The sequence below is a fragment of the Proteiniphilum acetatigenes DSM 18083 genome, assembly GCF_000380985.1.
Taxonomy (GTDB): Bacteria; Bacteroidota; Bacteroidia; order Bacteroidales; family Dysgonomonadaceae; genus Proteiniphilum; species Proteiniphilum acetatigenes.
Genome location: NZ_KB905692.1, coordinates 217,403 through 229,588 on the forward strand (window position 1 = coordinate 217,403; position 12,186 = coordinate 229,588).

Here is a 12,186-nt window from a genome sequence, read left to right on the forward strand (position 1 = left end):
ATGATTTGGAACCCCGAAAGGGAATGTGCGGAAAGAGAACAGATGCACGCGCTGCAAAGCAGGCAACTCTCTGCCATGATACAACGGATGTACGACCACGTGCCGTTTTACAGAGAACAACTGAAAGAGAGAGGAATTGAACCGGGCGATATACGGAGCGTGGATCAGCTGAAATTGCTTCCGTTCACTACCAAAACCGATCTGAGGGAGAACTATCCGTTCGGACTCTTCACCGTGCACCAGAATGAGGTGGTACGGATACATGCTTCAAGCGGCACAACAGGAAAACCAACAGTGGTAGGTTACACCCAGCAGGATATCGATATCTGGGCGGAAGTGGTGGCGCGCAGCCTGACCATGGCGGACATCCACTGCGGCGATACCATTCAGATAGCCTACGGCTACGGCCCCTTCACCGGAGGATTGGGGCTGCACTACGGCGCCGAGAAAGTGGGAGCAACGGTCATTCCTATATCGAGCGGTAATACCAGAAAACAGTTGCAGTTCATGACCGATTTCAATGCCACCATCCTGGCATGTACACCGTCGTACGCAGCACATCTGGGCGAAAGCATCCTGAAAGAGGGTATCTCCCCGGAAGATGTCAAACTGCGGGCAGGCGTCTTCGGCGCGGAGCCGTGGTCGAACGAGATGCGCAGGGAGATAGAAAAATTACTACATATCAAAGCATACGACATTTACGGCCTGAGTGAAGTGATCGGGCCGGGCGTCTCCATGGAGTGCGAGTGCCAATGTGGGAACCATATCTTCGAAGATCATTTCATCCCGGAGATCATCCATCCCGAAACACTGGAGGTACTGCCGGACGGGGAAATGGGTGAACTGGTATTCACTACGGTAAGTAAAGAGGCAATGCCCCTGCTGCGCTACCGGACACGCGACCTTACACGGTTGCACCGGGAGAAATGCGACTGTGGGCGGACGCTGGTACGTATGGAGAAATGCCTGGGACGTACCGACGACATGCTGATCATCCGCGGCGTGAACGTTTTTCCCTCGCAAGTGGAATCGGTGCTGATGGAGATGTCTGAGACCTCACCCCATTACCAACTTATCGTCCGCAGGGAAAACAATCTCGATACGCTGGAAGTTCTGGTGGAGATCGATGAGAAGAACTGGTCGGACAGCATCCGCGAACTGGAAGGGATCCGGCGGCGCATCGACCATAACATCAAAAGCCTGCTGGGGATCAGTGCGATCATCAGATTAGTGGAACCTAACAGCATAGAGCGTTCCGAAGGAAAAGCAAAACGGATCATCGACCACAGGAAATAAAAAATTAATTCATTACCAAATCACCAAAATAATCAACAGGATGCATATTCAACAATTATCTGTTTTTCTGGAAGACCGGTCGGGAAGGCTTACGGGGTTAACCCGTATTCTGGCCGAACATGATATAAACATTACTGCGCTCAACCTGGCCGAGACAACGGATTACGGCATTGTGCGCATGGTGGTGGGAAGGCCTGCACTGGCAAAGGAAGTACTGGAAAAAGCAGGATTTTCGATCGGACTGACCGACGTGGCCTGCGTGAACATACCCGACGAGCCGGGTTCGCTTTATCAGATATTAAAGATACTCACTGAAGAGAATATCAATGTGGACTATATGTATGCTTTTTCAAACCGTGATGTGGCACTGGCAGTCATCCGCACAGCAGATATATCCGCCGTAACCGAGGTACTGGAAAATAGAGGTGTGAAACTACTGTCCCAATGTGATATTTATCAGCTTTGAGCAGATTTCATATTCAAGATTCAAGATTCAAAATTCAAGATTTAAGATTAAGCCTCAACAAATTTGTGATTATCAATTGTCAATTATCAATTATCAACTGTCAATTATCAACTATGACCCGATTCGCAAGCAGTGTCACAAATCTCCGCTCTTCGGAGATACGTGACCTGATGAGCCTCGCTACGGCTCCCGATATAATCTCTTTTGCCGGCGGCATGCCGGGAAATGAGCTGTTCCCACTCGAAACCCTTGACCGGATCTATCAATCCCTCACGGAAAAGGAAAAACAGACGGCGTTACAGTATGGGCCTACCACAGGGCTGCCTTCGTTGCTGGAGTCGTTGTCGGACTACCTCGAAAAAAAGGGATTGCCGGTAAAGAGCAACCGGTTGATGATCACCACCGGCTCACTACAGGCCATACACATCCTCGCAAAGGCATTTATCGACCCTGGGGATCCGGTTTTGGTAGAAAACCCTGGCTTTATCGGAGCACTCTCCGCTTTCCGTGCTTATCAGGCAAACCTGGTCTCCATACCGCTGAAAGAGGACGGAATGGATATCGATCAGCTCAAAAAGAGGCTCGAAACCACCCTACCCGCTCCAAAATTCCTTTACTATACGCCTAATTTCCATAATCCTGCCGGAATCATCTACTCACGGAAGGTGAAACAGGAAATGATGGCTCTGTTAAAAGAAAGGGAAATCCCCGTGATCGAAGATGACGCCTACAGCGAGCTCTATTTTTACGACGAGGATCTGCCGGAGATGCGGCTGATGAAGGCCACGGATCCGGAGGGGATCGATGTCTGCTACACCGGGTCGTTCTCCAAAATATTGGGACCGGGATTACGCCTGGGATGGATGCTGGTGCCGGAAGAGATCTACCGGAAATGCGAACTGATCAAACAATCGATCGATGCCTGCTCACCCAGCATATCGCAAGTGATTGCCGACAAGTTTATCAGGCAGGGGGATGTCTACCGTTATACAGCAAGTGTACGGCAGGAATATAAGAAGCGCGGATTGGCCATGATCGAAGCACTGAAGGCATCCCTACCGGATTATGTATCCTTCGAACAACCACGTGGAGGATTCTATACCTGGTTACAGTTACCGGAAGGTTGCGACGCGACCGCCATTTTGAAAAAATCAATTGAGAAAGGGGTAGTCTTCGTGACGGGAAAAACTTTCGATCCCGACGGGATTCAAAATAATTTTATGCGGGTATCATTTTGCAATACCGATGTGGAAACCATCCGGCGGGGTGTACCACTGATTGCCGAGGCTATTAAAGAAGTGTGCGGCCCGTGAGCCGCACACCATATAATTAATTACAATTTTAGCCGTTTTTATCAACCTAAAAACGAGATCAATACACCTGCCGCCACAGCCGAGCCGATCACGCCGGATACGTTGCTGGCCATACAGTACTGCAGGATATGATTCGACTTATCGTATTTCAAGGCCATTTCATTGGCTACACGAGAGGCCATGGGTACGGCACTCAGTCCCGTAGCGCCCACAAGGGGGTTGATCTTTTTCTTCGAGAACATATTGGTGACCTTCACAGCCAAGATTCCACCGGCTACCGAAACGGCAAAAGCAAGGAATCCCCCTACAATAATACCCAGTGTCTGGCCTGAGAGGAATACTTCCGATGTCATGGTAGCTCCTACAGTCAACCCCAAAAAGATGGTAGCCGTGTTCATGATGGGGCCGGAAGCTGCCTCGGCAAGTCGGCCTGTATTGGCGCCGATTTCCTTCACCAGGTTACCGAACAGCAACATCCCCAATAACGGTGCTGAAGAAGGTACGAAAACCGCCACAACCACTCCCAGCACGATCGGGAAAATGATCTTTACAATCTTCAGATGCTTGATATCATGCTTGGGCGGATATTGTTTATCCATCTTCTTCATATGAATTTTAAACTCCTTCTCGGTCATCAGCAATTTAGCCACCGCCGGGATGATCACAGGCACTAAAGCCATATAGGAATAGGCAGCAATAGCGATAGGGCCTAACAAATGGGGAGCCAGCTTAATGGTGGTATAGATGGCTGTTGGCCCGTCGGCACCACCGATAATTCCGAGGGAAGCGGCTTCAGGCAGTGTAAAACCCATGATAACGGCGGCAAGCAATACCGAGAAGATACCGATCTGTGCCGCACCACCGAACAATGCGAGCTTGAGGTTACGCAGCATTGGCCCGAAATCGGTAAGCGCACCCACTCCCATAAAGATGACAGGCGGCAGGATACCGGTCTTGATCAGCGCGTAATAAAGGAAATTCATAATACCGTGCTGGTCAGCGATCTCAAGCAGATTCATATAACTACCGTCGGTATGATGCACCAGGGCACTATCCACTATACCGAGCCCTGCGCCGGGCAGGTTGGCCAGTAACACACCAAAACCGATAGGGACAAGCAGAAGCGGTTCATACTCTTTAAAGATACCGAGATACAATAGGACAAATGCGATCACCCACATCAGAATGGTCTCCCACCCTATCATCCCGAATCCGGTCATTTCTGTCAGACTGGCAAAGATTTCACTCATTTCTTATACCATTTTAATGAGTACGTCATCTTCGTCTACTGCAGCACCGTTGGCGAAGCAAATCTCCGTCACTTTACCGCTCTCTTCAGCAGCCACGGCATTATAAGTCTTCATCGACTCGATATAACCGATAATATCGCCTGCCTGCACAGTATCCCCTACCTTCACCGCAGTTTCCGAAGAATCTTTGGTAAGGAAGAATTTCCCTTCCAGCGGCGAAACCACCTCTTTTACCTGTCCATTAGAAGAGAGTGGTGTCGCATTTACTGCGGTTGGTTGCTTTACAGGAGCGGTTGACTGAACGGCGGGTTGCGGCAGAGACGTTCCATCCCCGTTTCCGGGATAGGATATATTCACTACATACTCTTCATTATCAATATTGACGACCAGTGTTCTGGGTTGGAAACTATGGACATTGGTTGCCTCCGCTTTTGGAGGTACCGGAACTACCGATGCTTCTTTTTCTACTTTTTTATCAGCCAATTCGGCTTCGAAAGACTTCTTGGCATCACCCGACTTATAGGCTCTGTATTGTTCCGGATGCATGGCTAATTCGAACAACTCTTCGTCGTCCTGTCCAAAATCCCAATTATTTCCCTTCATCTCTGCACGGAACTCATCCAACTGATCAGGATAGAGTGCCTGCGGATCGCCGGTATAGAACTCACGCCCCTGCTGTTTCGCCATCTCCACTATTTCCGGAGCCAGCTCGCCGGGGAGTTTACCCGACTTCCCCAGGATCATGTCCCAGATATTATCAGCGATCATCGTCCAGCGGTCTTTGCCTTTTTCAAGCTGTAATACGTTCATCAGCGCCAGGTTCTTGACATACTGGCTGAACGGTGTGACAAGCGGTGGGTACCCTATCTTGGGCCATACATAAGTCACTTCATCAAACAGTTTGATTAACAAATCGTCCTGCGTGAGTTTCGGCTGTCCGTGCTTCTTCTTCCACTTGTTGAGGGAAGAAAGGTTATTCTCCAGATCGGCCATCAGGCTGCCCATCATACCGCCGGGTAATCCTGGCGCGATCAGCAGTGAATTATTCAACCGGTTTTTTGGGTTGATGTAATAACCGAGAAAATCGTCAATATACTTCTGCGTGAGAGAACGCACTTTCATATAAGCTTTCATATTGATCTCCGGCACCTTGAAACCGGCGTCCTTAAGCATAGCCTGTACTGCCAGCACGTCAGCATGTCCTGTCCCCCAGGCCAGCGGCTCCATACCCACATCAATATATTCCGCACCGGCATAGGCAGCTTCGAGGATGGAAGCCATCTGAAAACCGGGACCGGCATGGCCGTGGTACTGGATAGGAATATCAGGATGTCTCTCTTTGATTTTTTTGATGATCTTACCGATGCTTGCGGGACGCCCCACGCCAGCCATATCCTTGACACAGATCTCGTCGGCACCCATTCCTATCAGGGTATCAGCCAACTCAGTGTAATATTCTACCGTATGAATGGGCGATACCGTCAGGCTGAGCGCAGCCTGGGCAATCATCCCTGCCTCTTTGGCGAATTTAATGGAATTCTCTAAATTACGGGGATCATTCAGTCCGTCGAATGAACGGGCAATATCGGTTCCCTGTTTCTTCTTCACCCGGAACATCAGCCTGCGCACATCAGCCGGTACCGGGCTCATACGTATTCCATTCAATCCCCGTTCCAGCATATGCGTTTGTATACCCGCATCATTAAAGGGCTGCGTCCATTCACGTACGGCTTTGTTAGGGTTCTCCCCGAACAGCAGGTTGATCTGCTCAAAGCCACCGCCGTTTGTCTCCACCCTGGCAAAACAACCCATATCAATAATTGCAGGAGCTACCTCCGTGAGCTGATCTACAGTGGGAACATATTTACCGGACGATTGCCACATGTCCCTGTACATAAGACTGAATTTTATCTCTCTTCCCATATTAAAAATGTATTTTTTGATTTATTTCTTCTCTATGGATTCCACATTGGCTTTTCCCTGTGTCACCACATCTACGGCTGCCACAATGGCTGCAAGTTTCTTAGAATGAACCCTCTTTCCTGCAATACCTCCGTTCCCGGCTTTACCTGCCGTCGGATCTGCCACCGGAATAAAACGATTGGTGAGACGAATCACTAAATTACCAATCACTACAACCAGCCAAAGAATAATAAAGACAGTAACCATTCCTACCACCAATAGGCCTAATGCCGTATTCAGATTTTCCATATATACCTTTTTTTAACCCAAAAGATGACAACCTAACAAAATTAAATTGAAAGGATTAGGGCAGATTTAACACAAGAATGTAAATTTCGAATTCCAAAAATACGAAAAATATCTGATTTATTGCACAAAAAACTACACTTTGCGCAATTTAAGGATTGTTTAACGTGATTTTAATATCCTCAAGGAGCATACAACCCGGGGTATATGTATGCTACCAAACCGGAGACATTGGCACATTGGTACATTGGCACATTAATTTCAATATTCGTCTTTACTGTGATTGAACTTCATCAGTTTCACCAGTTCTACCACAACAATAGGCACCAGAGAAAGAAGGCCTACATAAAGCCAGTGAGTGCCATCCATCGCCGTTACACCAAAAATTTCCATTACGCCAGGTATCACCAGTACAGCAAATAGGAGTAGAGCCGACAAGAAGATTGCTCCTAGCAATGACTTGTTACTGAATATACTTGTTTGGAAAGAAGAACGTCTGTTGGAATGCAGATTGCGTACATGTAACAATTGCGAAAAACCCAGTACGGCAAAAGCCATAGTCTGTCCTAAAGGTTGACCTCCATCCTTAAAGCCAATAATATAAGCAGCCAATGAGATCAGGCCGATAGTAGCTCCCTGGTAGCCTATTCTACGGATCATCCCTCTGGTAAAAAATCCCTGTTTGGGATCCCGCGGTTTACGGGTCATCACATCCTTATCGGCAGGATCCATACTCAATGCCAGCGCAGGGAGGCTGTCTGTAACCAGATTAATCCATAATATAAGGATAGGAGTTAACGGATTGCCGATATTGGCAATAGAAGCGATAAAGATCAGTAATACCTCTCCCACATTGGCCGACAGCAAAAACTGTATAGCCTTTAGTATATTGTCATAAATACGGCGTCCCTCTTCCACAGCGCTTACGATGGTCGCAAAATTATCGTCCGTCAGGATCACATCGGATGCTTCCTTGGCTACTTCTGTACCCACCACTCCCATCGATACACCGATATCGGCCTGTTTGAGTGCCGGCGCATCATTCACCCCGTCGCCAGTCATCGCCACGATATCATCATGAGATTGCCAGGCTTTCACTATCCTCACCTTGTGTTCAGGAGCTACACGTGCATATACCGAATAGGCCTTTACGTCTCGATAAAGCGTATCATCGTCCATCTCTTCCACATCGGTACCGGTAACAGCTTTATCCCCTTCATTGTAAATCCCTGTCTCACCGGCAATAGCGACTGCTGTCACCTTATGGTCACCGGTGATCATCACGGGACGAATCCCGGCTGTCTTGCATTTTTTCACTGCTTCCACTACTTCGGGGCGGGCCGGATCAATCATACCGAGCAGCCCCACAAAGATGAGATCCTTCTCAATCGTTTCCGCATTCACCTCATCAGAGAGGGTTTCCATATCTTTGTATGCAACGGCCAGTACACGTAATGCCGACTGCGCCATCCGTTGATTTTCTTCTTTGATGGTCTCACTATCTTCTTCGGTAATGGGACGCACTTTTCCGTGGATAAGTATCTGCGAGGAAACCGCAAGTACCTCATCCAGTCCCCCTTTCAGGTTTACACGGAATTTCCCGTCCTCCATACGGTTGATGGTCGACATTCTTTTCCTTTCGGAGTCGAACGGCACTTCTTCCACACGGGGGAAGCGGCTGTCCAATTCATTTTTATCCATTTTCAATCCGAGAGCAGCAGCCACAATAGCAGTTTCCGTAGGATCTCCGGCAATCTCATGTTCTCCACCTGACAACATTTTAAGATGTGCATCGGTACAGAGCAAAGATGATTGCAGCAACATCTGCTCATCGCTATCAAGTTCTTCGGGAAGCGGTGGATTGCGGAAATCGATGCGGTTACCACCTGTCCATCCTTCCACGACGGTCATTTTATTCTGTGTAAGCGTACCTGTTTTATCGGAGCAGATCACCGTGACACTCCCCAATGTCTCTACTGAAGGCAATGTACGCACGATGGCGTTCAACTTCACCAGGCGCTGTACGCCAATAGCCAATACAATAGTGGAGACTATCTGCAATCCTTCAGGGATAGCCGCTACTGCCAGGCTGACAGCCATCATCAGCATCTCTAACCAGTGATTGCCGTACAAGACGCCTATAATAAATATAAAGACACAGATCCCCAGCGCTACATAACCCAACACTTTACCGAGTTGTCCGAGACGTTTACTCATCGGCGTTTCCGTATCCTGCGTATTTTGGAGCATATGGGCTATCTTGCCCACTTCGGTTTCCATTCCGGTACCGACCACCACTCCTTTACCACGTCCGTACGTTACAGTACTGGTAGAAAAAGCCATGTTATCCCGGTCACCCAAAGGAAGTTCTTTCGCCTCCAACACTTCCTCACTCTTCTCTACAGGTACCGACTCACCAGTGAGAGCCGATTCCTGTACTTTCATATTCACCGCCTCTATCAGACGCAAATCGGCAGGGATAATATCGCCTGTATCCAACACCACTATATCGCCGGGCACAATTTCGGTGGATGTGATCTCTGTCACCTGTCCTTCCCGTAACACTTTCGAATGAGGTGAACTCATCTTGTTCAACGCATCCAACGATGATTGTGCCTTTTTCTCCTGTACCGTACCGATCACCGCGTTAATCACCAATATCGCCAATATCACAAAAGCTTCTACCAATCCTTCGCCCTCCATGACGCCGATCACTCCCGACACGACGGCAGCGATAAGTAAAATAACTACCATGATGCTCTTGAATTGTTCAAAGAACATCATCAGGAGTGTTTTCTGTTTTTGGGATTGGAGTTGATTGGGGCCATACCGGGTAAGCCGTTCTTTCACTTCATCTTCCGAAAGTCCTCTATCTGATGAAACTTTTAATTGTTGCAATATCTCTTCAACCGGTTGACTGTAATAGCGATCTTTCATTCTTTAATCTTTTAAATATAAACGTGCGTCTTCATGGCTGGAGTAAACCCTCCTGAAACATATGCAGAATAAACAAACGGTAGAAAAAAATGTTTATCCCTTCCCTACTCCTCTTTAGACAATTCACTCCACTATATGTTATATAACATAATTATGGAATCACTGTTTGTCATACGTTTTTTATATATTGCGGCGCTGTTTTGGATAGCATGACTTTGCCGGTCTTTATACCACGGCAAAGTCTTTTTTCATACAATTAAAAATTAGGATCAAGAACTAAGACTATAGAAATTCAAGATTAAGATTCAATATTCAAGATTTTCAAACTTCTTGACTTCTTTATTAATTAGTCTTATGGGCATATTAATAACATTATAATATTTTCTAATCATGAAACGAGCAAGAGAACTATTCTCACACGGACACATGATTATTGCGAGTTCAAACAAATTTAGATATTCACTCGCCATGGTATAGCTCAAGTAAACTTGGCTCTGCCCATTTGGCTTAACGCGAATATTCCATACACATCAACAAAAAAAATAAAAAAGCGTATGAAAGTTTACAAAACAAACGAAATCAGGAACATTGCCCTCATTGGCAATGCAGGCTCAGGTAAGACCACTCTCGCAGAAGCCATGCTTTTCGAGTGTGGTCTTATAAAACGACGCGGTACGGTAAACGGAAAAAATACCGTGAGTGACTACTTCCCTGTAGAAAAGGAATATGGATATTCCGTCTTCTCCACTGTTTTTTCATACGAGTGGAAAGAGAAACTGATGAATTTTATCGATTGTCCAGGCTCGGATGATTTTGTGGGAGGAGTTGTTTCAGCCCTCAATGTTACGGATATGGCACTGATGCTGATCGATGCTGCCAACGGGATAGAAGTTGGCACCGTCAATCAGCTCCGCTATGTGGACGACCTGAATAAACCGCTCCTTTTCCTGATGAATCAGATGGACCATGAGAAAGCAGATTACGACAACACCCTTGCAAGCCTGAAAGAACAATATGGTAACAAAGTCGTACCGGTACAATATCCTATTGGCAGCGGCAGTTCTTTCGACGGGATCGTGGATGTATTGAAGCAAAAGCTGTATAAATGGAAACCGGGTGCTACAGCCCCCGACGTATTGGAAATCCCCGATAGTGAGAAGGAAAAAGCGGGAGAATATTATCAGACTTTGTTGGAAGCAGCAGCCGAAAATGATGAAGGTCTGATGGAAAAATATTTCGATCAGGGTTCCCTTACCGAAGAAGAGATGCGAGACGGTATCCACAAGGGAATGATCAGCCGCAGCCTCTTCCCGCTCTTCTGTGCGTCAGCAGAAAAAAATATGGCTGTGCACCGTATCATGAACTTCCTGAGTATGGTGGCGCCCTCTCCGCTTGATGTCCCTACCCCTCTTAACAGCGAAGGGGAAGAAGTGAAACCCGATGCATCAGCCCCCACAAGTTTGTTTTTCTTTAAAACAACGGTCGAGCCCCATATCGGGGAAGTTTCCTATTTTAAGGTAATGTCAGGCTCGGTGAAAGAAGGCGACGATCTCGTCAATGCTAACCGCGGTTCAAAAGAACGCCTCGTACAGCTTTATACCGTGGCCGGACAGATCCGCAACAAAGCGGAAGAGTTACAGGCTGGCAGTATCGGCGCAGCGGTAAAACTGAAAGACGTGCGTACAGGAAATACACTCAACTCAAAAGATACCGAGAACAAGTTTGACTTCATCCGTTATCCGGAACCCCGTTACCGCCGGGCGATCAAGGCTGTCAACGAGTCGAACTCCGAAAAGCTGAGCGAAGCCCTCACCCGCATGAAAGAGGAAGATCCCACTTGGTTGGTGGAAAACTCCAAGGAGCTGAAACAGACTATTGTCTCCGGACAAGGCGAATTCCACCTGAGAACATTGAAATGGCGGTTGGAAAACAACGATAAGATCGAGATTGAATTCCTGGAGCCCAAGATCCCTTACCGCGAAACCATTACGAAGTCGGCGCGTGCCGATTACCGCCACAAAAAACAGTCGGGAGGTGCCGGCCAGTTCGGTGAGGTGCATCTTATTGTAGAGCCTTATACCGAAGGGATGGCTGTGCCGGAAGTTTATCGTTTTAACGGGCAGGAATACAAAGTACAGAACCGCGATACACAGGAGATCAACCTGGATTGGGGCGGCAAACTGGTATTTGTGAACAGTATCGTGGGTGGAGCCATTGACGCCCGCTTCCTGCCTGCTATCCTGAAAGGGATCATGGCCCGTATGGAGCAGGGGCCCCTTACCGGATCGTATGCCCGCGACGTACGCGTGATTGTGTACGACGGCAAGATGCACCCTGTGGATTCCAATGAAATCTCTTTTATGCTCGCAGGACGCAATGCGTTCAGTACCGCCTTCAAAAATGCAGGGCCCAAGATCCTCGAACCTGTCTATGATGTAACGGTATCCGTACCGGGTGAATATATGGGCGATGTGATGAGTGACCTGCAGGGACGCCGTGCCATGATCATGGGTATGGAAAGTGAAAAAGGATTCGAAAAACTGAAGGCGAAAGTGCCCCTGAAAGAAATGAGTTCCTACTCCACATCGCTGAGTTCCATCTCCGGTGGAAGGGCTTCTTTTTCCATGAAATTCTCGAGCTATGAACTGGTTCCTTCCGATGTACAGGAAAAACTGTTGAAAGCGTATGAGGCACAGGAAAAGGAAGAGTAACAATA

8 protein-coding genes are annotated in these 12,186 nt (G+C 47.7%); 4 read left to right on the forward strand and 4 right to left on the reverse strand.

Translation table 11 applies throughout. From position 1 onward, the window contains the following. The 3 genes from F597_RS0100745 (at nucleotide 1) to F597_RS0100755 (ending at nucleotide 3,075) form a co-directional block, all read left to right on the forward strand. The gene (locus F597_RS0100745; RefSeq protein WP_019537792.1) at nucleotides 1-1,296 is read left to right on the forward strand and encodes a phenylacetate--CoA ligase family protein; all 1,296 of its coding nucleotides are present in this window, start codon (nucleotides 1-3) and stop codon (nucleotides 1,294-1,296) included. 40 nt (nucleotides 1,297-1,336) lie between these two features. Continuing rightward, nucleotides 1,337-1,762, forward strand: a complete 426-nt coding sequence (locus tag F597_RS0100750; protein WP_019537793.1) for an ACT domain-containing protein — start codon at nucleotides 1,337-1,339, stop codon at nucleotides 1,760-1,762. A gap of 113 nt (nucleotides 1,763-1,875) precedes the next feature. After that, entirely contained in the window at nucleotides 1,876-3,075 is a 1,200-nt protein-coding gene (locus F597_RS0100755; protein WP_019537794.1) for an aminotransferase-like domain-containing protein, read from the forward strand. Nucleotides 3,076-3,116: 41 nt separating this feature from the next. Here the strand turns inward: F597_RS0100755 and F597_RS0100760 are convergent, their stop codons facing one another. From F597_RS0100760 to F597_RS0100775, 4 genes are all read right to left on the reverse strand, one after another. After that, entirely contained in the window at nucleotides 3,117-4,325 is a 1,209-nt protein-coding gene (locus tag F597_RS0100760; RefSeq protein WP_019537795.1) for a sodium ion-translocating decarboxylase subunit beta, read from the reverse strand. A gap of 3 nt (nucleotides 4,326-4,328) precedes the next feature. After that, nucleotides 4,329-6,248 carry a biotin/lipoyl-containing protein gene (locus tag F597_RS0100765; RefSeq protein ID WP_019537796.1) on the reverse strand — a complete coding sequence of 640 codons (1,920 nt, stop codon included), beginning with the start codon at nucleotides 6,246-6,248 and terminating at the stop codon, nucleotides 4,329-4,331. Between the two features lie 21 nt (nucleotides 6,249-6,269). Continuing rightward, a complete protein-coding gene (locus tag F597_RS0100770; protein ID WP_019537797.1) occupies nucleotides 6,270-6,536 on the reverse strand; it encodes an OadG family protein in 267 nt (88 codons plus the stop codon). A 258-nt stretch (nucleotides 6,537-6,794) separates the two neighbouring features. Further along, entirely contained in the window at nucleotides 6,795-9,470 is a 2,676-nt protein-coding gene (locus F597_RS0100775; protein ID WP_019537798.1) for a calcium-translocating P-type ATPase, PMCA-type, read from the reverse strand. 554 nt (nucleotides 9,471-10,024) lie between these two features. Here F597_RS0100775 and F597_RS0100780 point away from each other — a divergent pair. After that, nucleotides 10,025-12,181: an elongation factor G gene (locus F597_RS0100780; protein WP_019537799.1), complete on the forward strand. Its 2,157-nt coding sequence runs from the start codon at nucleotides 10,025-10,027 to the stop codon at nucleotides 12,179-12,181. The last annotated feature ends 5 nt before the right edge of the window (nucleotides 12,182-12,186 follow it).